15 protein-coding genes are annotated in these 17,393 nt (G+C 53.9%); 13 read left to right on the forward strand and 2 right to left on the reverse strand.

Annotated elements, in window-relative coordinates:
* Positions 1-50: 50 nt before the first annotated feature.
* The 13 genes from U868_RS0120750 to nuoN all read left to right on the forward strand — a co-directional run bounded on the left by U868_RS0120750 (position 51) and on the right by nuoN (position 14,969).
* Positions 51-497, forward strand: a complete 447-nt coding sequence (locus U868_RS0120750) for an NADH-quinone oxidoreductase subunit A (RefSeq protein WP_004235150.1) — start codon at positions 51-53, stop codon at positions 495-497.
* Between the two features lie 18 nt (positions 498-515).
* A complete protein-coding gene (locus tag U868_RS0120755) occupies positions 516-1,190 on the forward strand; it encodes a NuoB/complex I 20 kDa subunit family protein (RefSeq protein ID WP_004235152.1) in 675 nt (224 codons plus the stop codon).
* A 78-nt stretch (positions 1,191-1,268) separates the two neighbouring features.
* Positions 1,269-3,065: an NADH-quinone oxidoreductase subunit C/D gene (gene nuoC / locus U868_RS0120760; RefSeq protein WP_025154951.1), complete on the forward strand. Its 1,797-nt coding sequence runs from the start codon at positions 1,269-1,271 to the stop codon at positions 3,063-3,065.
* A gap of 2 nt (positions 3,066-3,067) precedes the next feature.
* Positions 3,068-3,616 carry an NADH-quinone oxidoreductase subunit NuoE gene (gene nuoE, locus U868_RS0120765; protein WP_004235157.1) on the forward strand — a complete coding sequence of 183 codons (549 nt, stop codon included), beginning with the start codon at positions 3,068-3,070 and terminating at the stop codon, positions 3,614-3,616.
* Positions 3,613-4,965: an NADH-quinone oxidoreductase subunit NuoF gene (gene nuoF / locus U868_RS0120770; RefSeq protein ID WP_025154952.1), complete on the forward strand. Its 1,353-nt coding sequence runs from the start codon at positions 3,613-3,615 to the stop codon at positions 4,963-4,965. Before nuoE ends, nuoF begins: the two co-directional genes overlap by 4 nt.
* A gap of 49 nt (positions 4,966-5,014) precedes the next feature.
* Entirely contained in the window at positions 5,015-7,747 is a 2,733-nt protein-coding gene (nuoG, locus tag U868_RS0120775) for an NADH-quinone oxidoreductase subunit NuoG (protein WP_029991413.1), read from the forward strand.
* Positions 7,744-8,721: an NADH-quinone oxidoreductase subunit NuoH gene (gene nuoH, locus U868_RS0120780; RefSeq protein ID WP_004235162.1), complete on the forward strand. Its 978-nt coding sequence runs from the start codon at positions 7,744-7,746 to the stop codon at positions 8,719-8,721. Before nuoG ends, nuoH begins: the two co-directional genes overlap by 4 nt.
* 14 nt (positions 8,722-8,735) lie before the next feature.
* Positions 8,736-9,278, forward strand: a complete 543-nt coding sequence (nuoI, locus tag U868_RS0120785) for an NADH-quinone oxidoreductase subunit NuoI (RefSeq protein ID WP_004235164.1) — start codon at positions 8,736-8,738, stop codon at positions 9,276-9,278.
* 13 nt (positions 9,279-9,291) lie between these two features.
* A complete protein-coding gene (gene nuoJ, locus U868_RS0120790; protein WP_025154954.1) occupies positions 9,292-9,828 on the forward strand; it encodes an NADH-quinone oxidoreductase subunit J in 537 nt (178 codons plus the stop codon).
* On the forward strand, positions 9,825-10,127 hold the full coding sequence (gene nuoK, locus U868_RS0120795) for an NADH-quinone oxidoreductase subunit NuoK (RefSeq protein ID WP_004235168.1): 303 nt from the start codon (positions 9,825-9,827) through the stop codon (positions 10,125-10,127). Before nuoJ ends, nuoK begins: the two co-directional genes overlap by 4 nt.
* Positions 10,124-11,965 (forward strand): NADH-quinone oxidoreductase subunit L, encoded by a 1,842-nt coding sequence (gene nuoL / locus U868_RS0120800; RefSeq protein ID WP_025154955.1) that lies wholly within the window; start codon positions 10,124-10,126, stop codon positions 11,963-11,965. Before nuoK ends, nuoL begins: the two co-directional genes overlap by 4 nt.
* Before the next feature lie 19 nt (positions 11,966-11,984).
* A complete protein-coding gene (nuoM, locus tag U868_RS0120805) occupies positions 11,985-13,505 on the forward strand; it encodes an NADH-quinone oxidoreductase subunit M (protein WP_025154956.1) in 1,521 nt (506 codons plus the stop codon).
* A gap of 6 nt (positions 13,506-13,511) precedes the next feature.
* Positions 13,512-14,969, forward strand: a complete 1,458-nt coding sequence (nuoN, locus tag U868_RS0120810) for an NADH-quinone oxidoreductase subunit NuoN (RefSeq protein WP_025154957.1) — start codon at positions 13,512-13,514, stop codon at positions 14,967-14,969.
* Between the two features lie 43 nt (positions 14,970-15,012).
* On the opposite strand, the gene U868_RS0120815 is transcribed toward nuoN, so the two are convergent.
* Both U868_RS0120815 and U868_RS0120820 read right to left on the reverse strand, forming a co-directional pair.
* Positions 15,013-15,999, reverse strand: a complete 987-nt coding sequence (locus U868_RS0120815; RefSeq protein WP_025154958.1) for an alpha-xenorhabdolysin family binary toxin subunit B — start codon at positions 15,997-15,999, stop codon at positions 15,013-15,015.
* A gap of 13 nt (positions 16,000-16,012) precedes the next feature.
* Positions 16,013-17,212: an alpha-xenorhabdolysin family binary toxin subunit A gene (locus tag U868_RS0120820; RefSeq protein ID WP_025154959.1), complete on the reverse strand. Its 1,200-nt coding sequence runs from the start codon at positions 17,210-17,212 to the stop codon at positions 16,013-16,015.
* Positions 17,213-17,393: the final 181 nt, after the last annotated feature.

Below are 17,393 nucleotides of genomic sequence, written 5' to 3' on the forward strand. Positions count from 1 at the left end.
TGGTGCTGTATGCAGGTACGGCAGGCAACACCACCTTTAATGAGTAAGCAATGAGTATGTCAACAGCCACTGAAGTTCTGGCCCATAACTGGGCATTTGCCATCTACCTTTTAGGTGCTCTCGGGTTATGTGCATTTATGTTGCTGGGCGCCCGTTATCTCGGGGGCCGTGCAAAAGCACGTGCCAAACATCTCCCTTACGAATCAGGTATTGACTCGGTCGGCAGCGCACGCCTGCGGATGTCTGCAAAGTTCTACCTGGTTGCCATGTTTTTCGTGATTTTCGATGTTGAAGCCTTATACCTTTTCGCCTGGTCTGTTTCGGTCAGAGAATCGGGCTGGATAGGGTTCACCGAAGCCGCGATCTTTATTCTGGTGTTATTGGCAGGGCTTTTCTATCTGGCACGTATCGGCGCGCTGGACTGGACACCTGCACGTTCACGCCGCGAGGTGAAACACCCGAGCGTTGTGAACAAAATCAATAACAATCAACCGTAGTCAATAGTGAGGCACAAGATGGATTATACGCTCACCCGCATCGATCCAAACGGTGAGAATGACCGTTATCCCCTGCAAAAACAAGAGGTTGTCAGTGATCCGCTTGAACAGCACGTTCACCGCAGTGTGTATATGGGGAAACTCGAACATGCATTACACGATATGGTTAACTGGGGCCGTAAAAATTCCCTGTGGCCGTATAACTTCGGTCTTTCCTGCTGTTATGTAGAGATGGTGACCTCCTTTACGGCGGTGCACGACGTTGCCCGTTTCGGTGCGGAAGTGCTGCGTGCCTCCCCGCGTCAGGCGGACTTTATGGTTGTGGCCGGAACCTGCTTTACCAAAATGGCACCGGTGATTCAGCGCCTGTATGACCAGATGCTGGAACCGAAATGGGTTATCTCCATGGGCTCCTGTGCCAACTCCGGCGGTATGTATGACATTTACTCTGTCGTGCAGGGGGTGGATAAATTTATTCCGGTGGATGTGTATATTCCGGGTTGTCCGCCGCGTCCTGAAGCCTATATGCAGGCACTGATGCTGTTACAGGAATCTATCGGAAAAGAGCGCCGCCCGCTGTCGTGGGTGGTCGGTGATCAGGGCGTTTACCGCGCCAATATGCAGTCAGAAAAAGAACGTAAACGCGGTGAACGGATTGCAGTGACCAACCTGCGCTCCCCGGACGAAATTTAAGGCTTTCGGGCCACCGGGCGCAATATTTGCAATGTGTTGCGTCCATTGAACCCTGAACAACTGTTGTGGTGAAGAATGATGACAGAAAGTAATACGCAGACCGCACAGCGTCCCGCGTGGCAGACTCACGATTACCTGGATGATCCGGTAATTGAGGAGCTGCGCCGTAAGTTCGGTCCTGACGCATTTACGGTTCAGCCGACACGTACCGGGATGCCGGTCGTCTGGGTGAAGCGTGAGCAGCTTCTGGAAGTACTGTTTTATCTTAAATCGCTGCCGAAACCGTATGTGATGCTGTTCGATCTGCACGGGACGGATGAGCGCCAGCGCACCCACCGCGAAGGTCTGCCGGCGGCGGACTATTCCGTGTTTTATCACCTGATTTCCATTGAGCGTAACCGCGATATCATGCTTAAGGTGGCGCTGAGTGAAAATGACCTGCATGTGCCGACAGTAATTTCCGCGTTCCCTAACGCAAACTGGTATGAGCGCGAAACCTGGGAAATGTTCGGTATTATTATCGACGGGCACCCGAACCTGCGCCGTATTATGATGCCGCCGACCTGGGAAGGGCATCCGCTGCGCAAAGATTACCCGGCGCGGGCAACGGAATTTGATCCGTTTGTCCTGACCAAACAGAAAGAAGATCTGGAAATGGAGGCGCTGACCTTCAAACCGGAAGAGTGGGGCATGAAGCGCGGCAACGAGAACGAGGACTTTATGTTCCTGAACCTCGGCCCGAACCACCCGTCTTCTCACGGTGCTTTCCGTATCATCCTTCAGCTCGACGGTGAAGAGATTGTCGACTGTGTGCCGGATATCGGCTACCACCATCGTGGTGCGGAAAAAATGGGTGAGCGCCAGTCCTGGCACAGCTACATTCCGTACACTGACCGTATCGAATACCTCGGCGGCTGCGTCAACGAGATGCCGTATGTACTGGCGGTGGAAAAACTGGCGGGGATTGAGGTTCCGGCACGTGTGGATGTGATCCGCGTGATGCTGTCAGAACTGTTCCGCATTAACAGTCACCTGCTGTATATCAGTACCTTCATTCAGGATACCGGGGCGATGACGCCGGTCTTCTTTGCCTTTACCGACCGCCAGAAAATTTATGATGTGGTGGAAGCCATTACCGGTTTCCGTATGCATCCGGCCTGGTTCCGTATCGGTGGTGTGGCGCATGATCTGCCGAAAGGCTGGGATCGCCTGCTGCGTGATTTCCTCGACTGGATGCCGAAACGCCTGGAATCCTATGTCACTGCCGCACTGAAAAACTCCATCCTCAAAGGCCGTTCTGTCGGCGTGGCTGCTTACAACGCGAAAGAAGCCCTTGACTGGGGTGTGACCGGGGCCGGTCTGCGCGCCACCGGGATTGATTTCGACGTGCGTAAATGGCGTCCGTACTCCGGTTATGAGAATTTCGATTTTGAAGTGCCTGTTGCCGCCAACGGTGACTGCTATGACCGCGTGATGCTGAAAGTGGAAGAAGTGCGCCAGAGTCTGCGTATTCTGGAACAGTGCCTGAAAAACATGCCGGAAGGGCCGTTTAAAGCAGACCACCCGCTGACCACGCCGCCGCCGAAAGAGCGCACGTTACAGCACATAGAAACCATGATTAACCATTTCCTCCAGGTGTCATGGGGTCCGGTGATGCCGGCTCAGGAATCGTTCCAGATGATTGAGGCCACGAAAGGGATTAACAGTTATTACCTGACCAGTGACGGCAGCACCATGAGTTACCGTACCCGAATCCGTACACCAAGTTATGCCCATCTGCAGCAGATCCCGTCGGTGATCAGCGGCAGCCTGGTCTCTGACCTGATTGTGTACCTCGGAAGTATCGATTTCGTTATGTCGGATGTGGATCGCTGATTATGCAAGAACTGAACCCTGAAGCAAAAAAAGCACTGCAAGGCGCAGTGAATGCGGCGCAGCCGGCCGGAAAACAACCTGATTTTGTGCTGAGTGACGAAGAGCGCGCCGAAATCGAAGCGGAAAAACACCATTACGAAGATCCGCGTGCCGCCTCTATCGAAGCGCTGAAAATCGTACAGAAACACCGTGGCTGGGTGGAAGACGGCGCGATTTACGCCATCAGCGATGTGCTGGGCATCCCGGCAAGTGACGTGGAAGGTGTGGCGACATTCTACAGCCAGATCTACCGTCAGCCGGTCGGCCGCCATGTGATCCGTTACTGTGACAGCGTGGTGTGCCACATCACCGGTTACCAGGGGATCAAGGCCGCACTTGAGCGCAAACTGAATATTCAGCCGGGACAGACAACCGCCGACGGCCGCTTTACGCTGCTGCCGACCTGCTGCCTCGGGAACTGTGACAAAGGGCCGACCATGATGGTTGATGAAGATACCCACAGTCACGTGACGCCTGAAGCCATTGAAACGTTACTGGAGCAGTATCCATGACAGTTAAAACGGTTTGCCGTACTGCGGAAACCCATCCTCTCACCTGGCGGTTGCGCGACGACCATCAGCCGGTGTGGCTGGATGAATACCGCAGCAAAAACGGTTATGCGGGGGCGGAACGCGCCCTGAAAGGCATGGCACCGGATGAGATCACAAATCTTGTCAAAGACGCGGGTCTGAAGGGCCGCGGCGGTGCGGGGTTCTCCACGGGTCTGAAGTGGAGCCTGATGCCGAAAGACGAGAGCATGAATATCCGTTACCTGCTGTGTAACGCCGACGAAATGGAACCGGGTACCTACAAAGACCGGCTCCTGATGGAACAACTGCCGCATCTGCTGGTGGAAGGGATGCTGATCAGCGCCTTTGCCCTGAAAGCATACCGGGGCTATATCTTCCTGCGCGGCGAGTACATTGAGGCAGCGAAACACCTGCGTCATGCCATTGAAGAAGCGAAAGCAGCCGGTCTGCTGGGGAAAAATATCCTCGGCAGCGGGTTTGATTTCGAGCTGTTTGTGCACACCGGTGCCGGGCGTTATATCTGCGGGGAAGAAACCGCACTGATTAACTCCCTGGAAGGCCGCCGTGCCAATCCTCGCTCCAAACCGCCGTTCCCGGCCAGTTCCGGGGTATGGGGAAAACCGACCTGTGTCAACAACGTCGAAACCCTGTGTAACGTACCGGCGATTCTGGCACACGGCAAAGAGTGGTACATCGGTCTGAGTGAAGGCAAAAGTACCGATGCCGGGACCAAACTGATGGGCTTTTCCGGCCGCGTGAAAAATCCGGGGGTCTGGGAACTGCCGTTCGGCACTACTGCCCGCGAGATCCTGGAGGATTACGCCGGGGGCATGCGTGACGGACTGACCTTAAAAGCCTGGCAGCCCGGCGGTGCGGGAACCGACTTCCTGACACAGGATCACCTTGATTTACCGATGGATTTTGAGCATATCGGCAAAGCGGGCAGCCGTCTGGGAACGGCGCTGGCAATGGCGGTGGACAATGAAATCAACATGGTGTCACTGACCCGTAACCTCGAAGAATTTTTTGCCCGCGAATCCTGCGGCTGGTGTACACCGTGCCGTGACGGACTGCCGTGGAGCGTGAAAATTCTGCGCGCAATAGAAAAAGGGGAAGGCCAGCCGGGAGACATTGAGACATTAGAGCAATTATGTCGTTTCCTGGGACCGGGTAAAACCTTCTGCGCACACGCGCCGGGCGCGGTAGAGCCGTTACAGAGTGCGATCAAATATTTCCGTGATGAATTTGAAGCGGGGATCGTACAGCCGGTTTACGGCAACGTGCAGACCATTGCCGGGATCCAGCCGAACCTGCTGAAGCAGCGCTGGTGATCCCTTACGGATTTTCGTTTAACGCCTGCATAGCAGGCCTTTTGGAAGCATGCTGACTATGGCTACAATACATGTAGACGGCAAAGAATATGAAGTCGACGGCGCGGATAACCTGCTGCATGCCTGTCTTTCGCTCGGACTTGATATTCCGTATTTTTGCTGGCATCCGGCGCTGGGAAGCGTCGGCGCTTGCCGCCAGTGTGCGGTAAAGCAATATCAGAATGCCGATGACACCCGTGGTCGTCTGGTAATGTCATGTATGACACCGGCACAGGACGGCACCTTTATCTCGATTGATGATGAAGAAGCCAAAAAGTTCCGGGAAAGTGTGGTGGAATGGCTGATGACCAACCACCCGCACGATTGTCCTGTCTGTGAAGAGGGCGGTAACTGCCATCTTCAGGATATGACCGTCATGACCGGGCATTCAGTGCGCAAATACCGCTTCACAAAACGTACCCATCAGAATCAGGAGCTGGGGCCGTTTGTTGCACATGAAATGAACCGCTGTATCGCCTGTTACCGTTGTGTCCGTTACTACAAAGATTATGCGGACGGTACGGATTTCGGGGTTTACGGCGCACACGACAACGTGTACTTCGGGCGTCCGGAAAGCGGCACGCTGGAAAGTGAATTCTCCGGTAACCTGGTTGAAATTTGTCCGACCGGGGTCTTTACCGATAAAACCCACTCTGAACGTTATAACCGCAAATGGGATATGCAGTTTGCACCGAGCGTCTGCCAGCAGTGCAGCGTCGGCTGTAACATCAGCCCGGGCGAACGTTACGGCGAATTGCGCCGTATCGAAAACCGTTATAACGGCACCATCAACCACTACTTCCTGTGCGACAAAGGGCGCTTCGGTTACGGTTATGTCAACCGTGATGACCGTCCGCGTCAGCCGCAGCAGCGCCGTGGTGATGACTGGATCACCATCAATGCAGAGCAGGCGGAACGTGCGGCGGCAGATATGCTGTATCACGCGAAACGCACCATCGGTATCGGTTCGCCGCGTGCCAGTGTGGAAAGCAACTTTGCACTGCGTGAACTGGTCGGGGCGGAAAACTTCTTCAGCGGCCTGTCAGCCGGTGAACAGCACCGCCTGGAAATGATGCTGGAAATTTTACAGCAGGGCGGAATCTATACGCCGTCACTGCGTGAGATGGAAAACTATGATGCGGTACTGGTGCTGGGTGAAGATCTGACTCAAACCGCAGCCCGTGTGGCACTCTCTGTCCGTCAGGCCGTGAAAGGCAAAGCCCGTGAAATGGCCGCTGCACAGAAAGTGGCGGACTGGCAGATCGCCGCTATCCAGAATATCGGCCAGCGTGCGAAATACCCGCTGTTTGTCACGGCGGTGGATACCACCCGTCTGGCAGATGTGGCGGCACTGCATTACAACGCTCCGGTGGATGATCAGGCGCGTCTGGGCTTTGCCGTTGCCAATATCATTGATAACACGGCCCCGGCGGTGACGGATTTACCGGCAGATGTGAAAGCACAGGCAGAAATGATTGCACAGGCACTCAGTGGTGCGAAAAAACCGCTGATTATCAGCGGCAGCAACCCGGGCAGTGACGCACTGATTCAGGCGGCGGCAAACGTGGCCTGGGCACTGAAAGATAAAGGCATTGACGCCGGGCTGACTTTTGTCGGTGCGGAAGCCAACAGCTTTGGTGCCGCCATGACAGAAGCACAGCCGCTGGATAAAGCACTGGCTCTGCTGGCAGACGGCAGCGCGGATACCGTGGTGGTGATGGAAAACGACCTTTACCGCCATGCGGATAAAGCCGCTGTTGACTGTGCGCTGGATGCCGCCGCAAATGTGATTGTGCTGGATCACCAGCGCACTGACATCATGGATAAAGCGTCACTTATCCTCTCCGCCAGCAGTTTTGCGGAAAGTGACGGCACACTCATCAACCACGAAGGCCGCGCACAGCGCTTCTTCCAGGTCTATGAGCCATCCTTCTACGACAAATCCATCATTATGCATGAAAGCTGGCGCTGGCTGACAGCGCTGTACAATGACCTGAGTGAAAACACCCGTGACTGGTCACAGCTGGATCATGTGATTGATGCCTGCATTGAGCAGATGCCGCACCTGGCCGGTATCAAAGATGCCGCACCGGATGCCGCATTCCGTATCCGCGGACAGAAACTGGCCCGTGAGCCGCACCGCTACAGCGGGCGTACCGCGATGCTGGCGAATATCAGTGTTCATGAGCAGCGTCAGCCGCAGGACAAAGACACGGCGTTTGCCTTCTCGATGGAAGGGAACAACAGCCCGGCAGCACCGCGTCAGCAAATTCCGTTTGCCTGGGCGCCGGGCTGGAACTCACCGCAGGCATGGAACAAATTCCAGGCGGAAGTGGGTGGTCATCTGCGTTTCGGTGATCCGGGTGTGCGTCTGTTCAGCGAAAAAGACGGCGGTATGGATTACTTCAGTGCCATCCCGGCGGCATTTGCGCCGCAGCAGAATGTCTGGACGGTTGCGCCGTATTATCACCTGTTCGGCAGTGAGGAGTTATCACAGCGGGCACCGGTGATTCAGGAACGGATGACGGACAGCTATGTGATGTTAAATGCACAGGATGCTCAGAAGCTGAATGTGGCGGAAGGTCAGGTACTGTCGGTACAACTGGCTGACAGCGCACTGACACTGCCGGTACGCATCAGCACTCAGCTGACAGCCGGGCAAATCGGTCTGCCGCTGGGCATGCCGGGCATTTCGCCGGTACTGGCGGGTGCGGCGGTTAATCTGCAGGAGGTGGCACAATGAGCAGCTGGTTTACACCTGAATTAATCGATGTGCTGATTAATGTTCTCAAAGCCGTTGTGATCCTGCTGGTGGTTGTGACCTGCGGTGCCTTTATGAGTTTTGGTGAGCGCCGCCTGCTGGGGCTGTTCCAGAACCGTTACGGGCCGAACCGTGTGGGCTGGGGCGGATCGCTCCAGCTGGTCGCGGACATGATCAAAATGTTCTTTAAAGAGGACTGGACACCGAAATTCGCTGACCGCTTTATCTTCACCCTGGCACCGATGGTGGCATTCACCTCGCTGCTGCTGGCCTTTGCGATTGTGCCGGTCAGCCCGGACTGGGTGGTGGCGGATCTCAACATCGGGATCCTGTTCTTCCTGATGCTGGCGGGACTGGCGGTGTATGCCGTGCTGTTCGCGGGCTGGTCGAGTAACAACAAATACTCACTGCTCGGCGCAATGCGTGCCTCGGCACAGACAGTCAGTTATGAAGTGTTCCTCGGTCTCTCGGTTCTGGGTGTGGTGGCGCAGGCAGGGTCGTTTAACCTGCTGGATATCGTCAACTCCCAGAGCACAGTCTGGAACGTCATTCCGCAGATTTTCGGCTTTATCACCTTTGCGATTGCGGGCGTGGCAGTGTGCCACCGTCACCCGTTTGACCAGCCGGAAGCTGAGCAGGAACTGGCGGACGGTTATCACATTGAATATTCGGGGATGAAGTTCGGTCTGTTCTTCGTCGGGGAATATATCGGTATCGTGACAGTTTCCGCCCTGATTGTGACGCTGTTCTTCGGGGGCTGGCACGGACCATTCCTGCCGCCGTTTGTCTGGTTCGCGCTGAAAACCGCTTTCTTTATGATGATGTTTATCCTGATCCGTGCGTCGCTGCCGCGACCGCGTTATGACCAGGTGATGTCATTCGGCTGGAAAGTGTGTCTGCCGCTGACACTGATAAACCTGCTGGTGACAGCAGCCGTGATCCTGATAGCTCAATAAGGGGTGATTGAACCATGACATTGAAAGAGTTAGTGGTTGGTTTCGCCACCCAGGTACGCAGTATTTGGATGATAGGGCTTCATGCCTTCCATAAACGCGAAACCCAGATGTACCCGGAAGAGCCGGTTTACCTGCCGCCGCGCTACCGCGGCCGGATTGTGCTGACGCGCGACCCGGACGGCGAGGAGCGCTGTGTCGCCTGTAACCTGTGCGCCGCGGTATGTCCGGTCGGCTGTATCTCTCTGCAGAAAGCAGAACATGAGGACGGCCGCTGGTATCCGGAATTTTTCCGCATCAACTTCTCTCGCTGCATTTTCTGCGGATTATGCGAAGAAGCCTGCCCGACCACCGCAATCCAGCTGACGCCGGATTTCGAACTGGGTGAGTTTAAGCGCCAGGATCTGGTGTATGAGAAAGAGGATTTATTAATCTCCGGTCCGGGTAAATATCCTGACTATAACTTCTATCACAAAACCGGGATGGCGGTTGCGGGCAAAGCCAAAGGCGAAGCCGACAATGAAGCCAAGCCGATTGATGTGAAAAGTCTGTTGCCATAAGGGGAGAACATACATGGAAATTACCTTTTATGTCGCCGGACTGATCGCCATTCTGTCCACGCTGTGTGTGATCACACAGACCAACCCGGTGCATGCGCTGCTGTATCTGATCACCTCGCTGCTGGCACTCTCTGCGGTCTTCTTTGCTCTCGGCGCGTATTTCGCCGGGGCACTGGAGATTATCGTCTACGCGGGTGCCATCATGGTGCTGTTTGTGTTTGTGGTGATGATGCTCAATCTCGGGCGGGCGGTTGTCGACCAGGAACGCAAATGGCTGTCCCCGTCTGTCTGGATGGGACCGGGCCTGCTTTCGGCGGTTCTGCTCGGCGTGATGATTTACGGTATCAGCTCCCTGAAAGATAACGGTATCGCCGGTGAGGTGGTTACCGCGAAACAGGTGGGTATCAGTCTGTTCGGCCCGTATGTTCTGGTGGTGGAACTGGCCTCCTTCCTGCTGCTGGCGGGTCTGGTGGTGGCATACCACATCGGGCGTGACGAAAAAGCGGGCGGCGATCTTGTCAGTCAGCGCAACACGGAGGAAAAAGCATGATCCCTCTGCACCACGGATTAATTCTCGCGGCTGTGCTCTTCATCCTCGGTTTCACCTGTCTGGTGATCCGCCGCAATCTGCTGTTTATGCTGATTGGTCTGGAAGTGATGATTAACGCGGCGGCTCTGGCGTTTGTCGTCGGCGGCAGCTACTGGAACCAGCCGGACGGACAGGTGATGTATATCCTGGCCATCAGTCTGGCGGCGGCTGAAGCGAGTATCGGGCTGGCACTGTTGCTGCAATTGCATCGTCAGCGTCAGGATCTGGATATTGATAAAGTCAGTGAGATGCGCGGATGAACTTACTCTTTTTAACCATTTTGCTGCCGCTGATTGGCTTTCTGTTATTAGCCTTTTCACGCGGCCGCTGGTCAGAAAATGTGTCAGCCACCATCGGCACCGGGTCGGTGGGACTGGCGGCACTCACGGCGCTGTGGGCGGGGATGGATTTCTTCGCTAACGGCGGCGGGGTGTATCAGCAGACCCTGTGGACATGGATGGATACCGCTTCCTTCTCCATCCCGGTCACCCTGGTGCTGGACGGCCTGTCGCTGACCATGCTGGGTGTGGTCACCGGTGTCGGTTTCCTGATCCACATGTATGCCTCCTGGTATATGCGCGGTGAAGAGGGCTACTCCCGCTTCTTCGCCTACACCAACCTCTTTATCGCCAGTATGGTGATTCTGGTACTGGCCGATAACATGCTGCTGATGTACCTCGGCTGGGAAGGGGTGGGGCTGTGCAGTTATCTGCTGATCGGCTTCTATTACACCAATCCGGCCAACGGCGCAGCGGCAATGAAAGCCTTTATCGTCACCCGTATCGGTGATGTGTTCCTGGCGATCGGTATGTTTATCCTGTGGGATAAACTGGGCACCCTGAGCTTCCGTGAACTGGCAGTTATGGCTCCGCAGCATATCGCGGCCGGTTCTGACCTGATTTTCTGGGCGACCCTGATGATCCTCGGCGGTGCGGTCGGTAAATCCGCGCAGTTACCGCTCCAGACCTGGCTTGCGGACGCCATGGCCGGTCCGACACCGGTTTCGGCACTGATCCACGCCGCGACCATGGTCACGGCGGGTGTGTATCTGATTGCCCGTACCCATGAGCTGTTCCTGTTATCACCGGAAGTGCTGCATTTAGTCGGTGTGGTCGGTGCTGTCACCCTGGTGATGGCCGGTTTTGCCGCGCTGGTGCAGACGGATATCAAACGTGTTCTCGCGTATTCCACCATGAGCCAGATTGGTTATATGTTCCTGGCGCTCGGTGTGCAGGCGTGGGATGCGGCGATTTTCCACCTGATGACCCATGCATTCTTCAAAGCCCTGTTATTCCTGGCCTCCGGCTCGGTGATCCTGGCCTGCCACCACGAGCAGAACATCTTTAAGATGGGCGGACTGCGGAAAAAAATTCCGTTTGTCTATCTCTGCTTCCTGGTCGGCGGTGCCGCACTGGCTGCGCTGCCGCTTATCACCGCCGGTTTCTACAGTAAAGATGAAATCCTGTGGGGTGCGGTGGTTCAGGGGCAGAACCCGCTGTTTATCGCCGGTCTGGTCGGTGCCTTTATGACATCGCTCTATACCTTCCGGATGATTTTCATCGTGTTCCACGGTAAAGAGCATACACAGGCGCATGCGGTGAAAGGCTTTACCCATACTTTCCCGTTACTGGTGCTGATGGTACTTTCCACTGCTGCCGGTGCCTTTATCCCGCAGCCGCTGCACGGCGTGTTCCCGGCGGAAACCCTGACCGGTTCTGCTGACGGCAAACTGACCACCGAAATTATTTCCGGTGTGGTTGCTGTGGCGGGGATTGTGCTGGCCGCAATGCTCTGGCTGGGACGCCGCACGCTGGTGACAGCAATCGCGAATTCCGCGCCGGGACGTTTCTTCTCGGCCTGGTGGTTCCGCGCATGGGGCTTTGATAACCTGTATGATGCGATTTTTGTTAAGCCGTTTAAAGCGGTGGGCTGGTTGCTGCAGAGTGACCCGCTGAACAGCCTGATGAATCTGCCTGCGCTGTTTGCCCGCTGGAGTAACAAAGGACTGAGCCTGAGTGAAAACGGACAGGTCCGCTGGTATATCGCCTCTATGGGGCTGGGTGCAGTGCTGGTTCTCGCTCTGCTGTTTTTGGTTTAAATAAGGGACACATTGCGCCATGCTATTACCCTGGCTGATTTTACTTCCCTTCATCGGCGGCCTGCTGTGCTGGCAGGCTGAGCGCTTCGGCACAAAGCTGCCGCGCTGGATCGCGCTGCTGGCGATGGGGATTACGTTATTTCTTTCTCTGTATCTGTGGATGCAGGGGAACTACAGCTTAGTTAACCCGAAAGGTATTCCGGACTGGCAGGAGCAGTATTTCCTGGAGTGGATCCCGCGTTTCGGCATCAATATTCATCTGGCTCTCGATGGTCTGTCACTGCTGATGGTAGTACTGACCGCGCTGCTCGGCCTGCTGGCTATCCTCTGTTCCTGGGGGGAAAACCAGCCGTATCAGGGCTTCTTCCATCTGAACCTGCTGTGGATCCTCGGCGGTGTGATGGGCGTGTTCCTGGCGATGGATCTTTTCCTGTTCTTCTTCTTCTGGGAAATGATGCTGGTGCCGATGTACTTCCTGATCGCCCTGTGGGGACACAGCGGTTCTGACGGCAAAACCCGTATCGGGGCGGCGACCAAATTCTTCATCTACACCCAGGCGAGCGGTCTGGTGATGCTGATTGCCATTATGGCACTGGCGATTGTTCATCAGAACGCCACCGGTCAGTGGAGCTTCGCGTATGAAGATCTGCTGAATACGCCGATGAGCTATGGTGTGCAGTATATGCTGATGCTGGGCTTCTTTATCGCGTTCGCGGTCAAGATGCCGGTGGTGCCGCTGCACGGCTGGCTGCCGGATGCTCACAGTCAGGCACCGACAGCCGGTTCTGTCGACCTGGCGGGTATTCTGCTGAAAACCGCTGCGTATGGTCTGCTGCGTTTCAGTCTGCCGCTGTTCCCGGAAGCCTCTGCCGATTTCACACCTATCGCGATGTGGCTGGGTGTCGCCGGTATCTTCTACGGCGCGTGGATGGCGTTTAAACAGACGGATATCAAGCGTCTGATCGCCTACACCAGTGTGTCGCATATGGGCTTCGTGCTGATTGCGATTTACTCGGCGAGCATGCTGGCGTATCAGGGCGCGGTGGTGCAGATGATTGCACACGGTCTGTCTGCGGCGGGTCTGTTTATTCTGTGCGGTCAGTTATATGAGCGTCTCGGTACCCGTGATATGCGCCGGATGGGCGGCCTGTGGAAGCGGATTAAGTTCCTGCCTGCACTGTCACTGTTCTTTGCGGTGGCAACGCTCGGGATGCCGGGCACCGGTAACTTCGTCGGTGAATTCATGATCCTGTTCGGCAGCTTCGGCAACTACACCCTGATCACCGTGATTTCCTCGGCGGGCCTGGTGTTTGCCTCCGTTTACGCGCTGTGGATGATGCAGCAGGCGTATTACGGTGCACCGAAGTCGGAAGAGCCAATCGCGGGCATGAATCTGCGTGAATTTTCCATTGTGATGCTGCTGGTGGTCTTACTGGTGATTCTGGGTGTTTACCCGCAGCCGGTGCTGGATACCTCGTCAGCGGCGATGGCAAATATTCAGCAGTGGTACACTGCTTCAATTTCAAATACAGGGTTGTAACGCGCCATGACAATAACTCCTCAACAACTGATCGCACTCTCACCACTGCTGATTATCGGGTTGACAGTGGTGGTTGTGATGCTGTCCATTGCGTGGCGACGCGATCACTTTATTAATGCCACACTGACCGTCGTTGGTCTGAACCTTGCGCTGCTGTCTCTGTACTTTGTCGGGCAGCAGCAGCCGATGGATGTGACACCGCTGGTGCACATCGACGGCTACAGCATGTTTTACACCGGGCTTATCCTGATTTCGTCACTGGCCACCACGACCTTTGCCTATTCGTGGCTGGAGACCTATCCGGATAACAAAGAAGAGTTCTATCTGCTGGTACTGATTGCCACACTCGGCGGCATCCTGCTGTCGGGCGCGGATCACCTGGCGTCCTTCTTTATCGGGATTGAACTGCTGACGCTGCCGCTGTTCGGGCTGATAGGCTATGCTTTCCGCCAGAAACGCTCACTGGAAGCGTCCATCAAATATATGCTGATGTCTGCGGCGGCCTCGTCTTTCCTGCTGTTCGGGATGGCGCTGCTGTACGCGGAATCCGGTGATTTGTCCTTTGCCGGTTTAGGCCGCAGCCTGGCGGACAGCCAGATTCACCAGCCGCTGGTTCTGACCGGTCTGGGGATGATGATTGTCGGTATCGGCTTTAAGCTGTCACTGTTCCCGTTCCAGTTATGGACACCGGATGTGTATCAGGGTGCGCCGGCACCGGTCTCCACCTTCCTGGCAACCGCCAGCAAGATCGGGATTTTTGCCGCAGTGCTGCGCCTGCTGGTACTGGCGCCGATGGCGGATTCCGGGACATTGCAGATTGTCCTGACGGTGATTGCGATTGCCTCAATCCTGTTCGGTAACCTGATGGCGATCACCCAGAACAGCATCAAGCGTATGCTGGGTTATTCTTCGATCGCACACCTCGGTTATCTGCTGGTGGCCTTTATCGCGGTGAATGACCCGAAACTGGCGGAAGAGACCGCCGGCATCTATCTGGCCGGTTATCTGTTTGCCAGCCTCGGCGCGTTCGGTGTGGTCAGTCTGATGTCCAGCCCGTACACCGGGCCGGATGCGGATTCCCTGCATGCCTATCGCGGTCTGTTCTGGCGCAAGCCGGTTCTGGCTGCGGTCATGACCGTGATGATGCTGTCCCTGGCGGGGATCCCGATGACCTTCGGCTTTATCGGTAAGTTCTTCGTGGTGGCAACCGCCGTGAATGCGGAACTGTGGTGGCTGACCGCCGCAGTGGTACTCGGCAGTGCAATCGGTCTTTACTACTATCTGCGTATGATGATCAGCCTCTATATCCGCGGTTCGGAGTCTCCGGCCCGTATGGCACCGTCCAACTGGGCAATGAGTGCCGGCGGTATTGTGGTACTGCTCTCCGCGATTATTGTGATCGTGCTCGGTATCTGGCCGCAGCCGTTTATCACCCTGACCGGATATGCGGTACTGAGTTACTGATATCTGTACTGAGAAAAACCGGGCCGCAATCAGCCCGGTTTTTTTATGCCATCCCGATAAATACCGAGAAATAGCGGCGCTGCGCAAGGATAAGAGTATCCAGTCCGGGAAGAGGAACATTCTGACTGAAATACGGTTCATACTGGCGGACACTTTGCAGCCAGAATAATAATACCGCACTGATCCGGTTGTTAAATTCCCGCAGTTTCGGAAGTAATGTCAGGGCATTGCTGATTTCCTGCATATGATCCTGCAGCTGCTTCAGATCTTTTTTCAGGTTACGGATAAGTTTGCTGAGGTCATTGATCCGCTGACTGAGTGTCGTCCGGGTTTCGACCAACTGAACATAACTCAGCCCTTCGGTTAATGTATTGATAACCGCTGAAATAATCCGGTGAAGTTCATTCATAATAAACCGCTCGGAAGAGGACATCTCCACATTCTTCAGTTCATCAGCTGTCGGCAGCGTGGTGGTACCGAAAAGTGACTGCAGTCCGCGCTGATGAATAATTTCCTCAGACTGAATAATGACCGCCAGTTTTTCCTCCCAATAGAGTTTATCGCATTTAAATTTATCAATATCCGGCAGTGCATTACTGATAGCCTTGTCCAGATAAGACTGATGGTACAATAACCCACCCTGTAACAGCGAAATAGCGGTGGCATCAAATTCAGTATTAAACAGGGTATTAATGTTGTTCACCGAATGATAAATCGTATTCATCTGGCTGGTTAAAAATTCATAAATTTGTTTTTCATGGGGAAGCGAAAACAGATTCGTCCCTGTATCGGAAGAAAGTGTACCGAGTAAATTTTCAAGATCAAAATTATGAAGATGAGTATAAATAATGGCGGCATCAGCGGAAATCATATTCAGTATTCTGGTCTGCCATTTTTTTATATCACGGATCTGAAAATGCAGATCGGCTACAGGCAGTGATAATGTTTCGGTATCGTTACTGATATCATGATATTTAGCTCTTAAGTGTGACAAAGTAATATGTTCAGGATTAATATCAGAATGTGTCATGTGATTTTCCTTATTATGCGGCCAGATTAGCGGTATCAAAAATAGCGATGAGTTCTTTGGCATAACCACGGATCCGCTGCCAGGGAAGGGTGATTTTTTTCAGTTGTAATGAAAATTGCAAAAGGCTGTATGCATCATTTATCTGCATAAAGGTATTGAGGGATTCATTAATTTCAGTCAGCATAACCTGCCACATAAAATCCAGATGATCGACGGCAATATGTGCATCAGTAAAATAGCTGTCCAGCGTATTGAGTTCTTTATCCAGCTTAATAATCAGTTTCTGGATGTTCTGCTGGGTCAGAATCTGCTCTTCCAGAGCAGCGACTTCCTCAATCAGTTTGTTTTTACGCCGCCTGACCTGTTCTGCCCGGTAGCCGAAAATACCGCCGGTGATGATAAGCCCGATAATACCGCCGACCAGTCCGGAGAAGGACAGCTTCACAAACTGGTTGTATTCCCGCTTGAGGATCTCAATCTCATCGTTTCTGACCCGGATTTCTGACTGCAAATCTGAGCTGTTATCGTCAGTCTGATTTTTTAATAAGACTTTTTGTTTACGTTTTACTTCATAAATCAGCGACGGGATCTCATTGCCGGAATCATCAAGACCCCCGATCAGCTCCAGCCGGAATCGTGCGATGATATTTTTTACCCTCTGCGTTTTTTTTCTTTCTTCCGCGATATCATCCCGTATGATGGTTAATATCTTTGTCAATTCACCGGAAATAATCCGATCCTGCCTTTTATAGACAATATTTTTTAAATTTTCCGGAGGTTCATCCTGCATTATTATTTTTGCCTGAGTAATAACCGGCATTTCGTTTATTGCATTAAGAATATAATCCCCGGTCGTCGTGATGCCGGCACCGGCAATTTCAAGATCAATCGCCTGTTGTTTGGTCATGGATTCAACCTGTTCCCAGCTCAGTGCATGCTGATAAATATGAGAAAATAAGCGCTGAATATTGTGAGGCTCAAATCCCGGCAGATCAGTATCGCGGTAGCCGATAAACTCAATAATATCTTCTTCCTCCCGGGGAAGTGTCATCCCGTAATTAATGTAGCGTTTGATATGAACCAGGTCATTATGTGTGAATATACCTGCAGCCCGGAAAGTGTCCTCCTCTTCATTGAGAAGTAACTTTAATGTAGCCGGGCCTATTTCATCAGCTGTAATAAGCCGGTCAGCCGGCATGGTTTGTGTGTGCATAAATATTTCCCTGTCATGAGATACATAACTCAGTGGTGAATGAGGCCGAAACAGCATCGGTTTCCGCATTAATGGCTTAAAATGCACAGCGGTGACAAGGATAAAAAAGAAGGATGGTTTTAATAATTTTTATCTCACCGTATAATCACAGTGACCCGCGCATTTTGCATATCCGGAGCAA

The sequence above is a fragment of the Morganella morganii H1r genome, from assembly GCF_000633515.1.
In the GTDB taxonomy this organism is placed as follows: Bacteria; Pseudomonadota; Gammaproteobacteria; order Enterobacterales; family Enterobacteriaceae; genus Morganella; species Morganella morganii_B.

Coding starts and splice junctions, on each gene's coding strand:
- U868_RS0120750 (WP_004235150.1), top strand. CDS start 51: ATGAGTATGTCAACAGCCACTGAAGTTCTGGCCCATAACTGGGCATTT.
- U868_RS0120755 (WP_004235152.1), top strand. CDS start 516: ATGGATTATACGCTCACCCGCATCGATCCAAACGGTGAGAATGACCGT.
- nuoC (WP_025154951.1), top strand. CDS start 1,269: ATGACAGAAAGTAATACGCAGACCGCACAGCGTCCCGCGTGGCAGACT.
- nuoE (WP_004235157.1), top strand. CDS start 3,068: ATGCAAGAACTGAACCCTGAAGCAAAAAAAGCACTGCAAGGCGCAGTG.
- nuoF (WP_025154952.1), top strand. CDS start 3,613: ATGACAGTTAAAACGGTTTGCCGTACTGCGGAAACCCATCCTCTCACC.
- nuoG (WP_029991413.1), top strand. CDS start 5,015: ATGCTGACTATGGCTACAATACATGTAGACGGCAAAGAATATGAAGTC.
- nuoH (WP_004235162.1), top strand. CDS start 7,744: ATGAGCAGCTGGTTTACACCTGAATTAATCGATGTGCTGATTAATGTT.
- nuoI (WP_004235164.1), top strand. CDS start 8,736: ATGACATTGAAAGAGTTAGTGGTTGGTTTCGCCACCCAGGTACGCAGT.
- nuoJ (WP_025154954.1), top strand. CDS start 9,292: ATGGAAATTACCTTTTATGTCGCCGGACTGATCGCCATTCTGTCCACG.
- nuoK (WP_004235168.1), top strand. CDS start 9,825: ATGATCCCTCTGCACCACGGATTAATTCTCGCGGCTGTGCTCTTCATC.
- nuoL (WP_025154955.1), top strand. CDS start 10,124: ATGAACTTACTCTTTTTAACCATTTTGCTGCCGCTGATTGGCTTTCTG.
- nuoM (WP_025154956.1), top strand. CDS start 11,985: ATGCTATTACCCTGGCTGATTTTACTTCCCTTCATCGGCGGCCTGCTG.
- nuoN (WP_025154957.1), top strand. CDS start 13,512: ATGACAATAACTCCTCAACAACTGATCGCACTCTCACCACTGCTGATT.
- U868_RS0120815 (WP_025154958.1), bottom strand. CDS start 15,999: ATGACACATTCTGATATTAATCCTGAACATATTACTTTGTCACACTTA.
- U868_RS0120820 (WP_025154959.1), bottom strand. CDS start 17,212: ATGCACACACAAACCATGCCGGCTGACCGGCTTATTACAGCTGATGAA.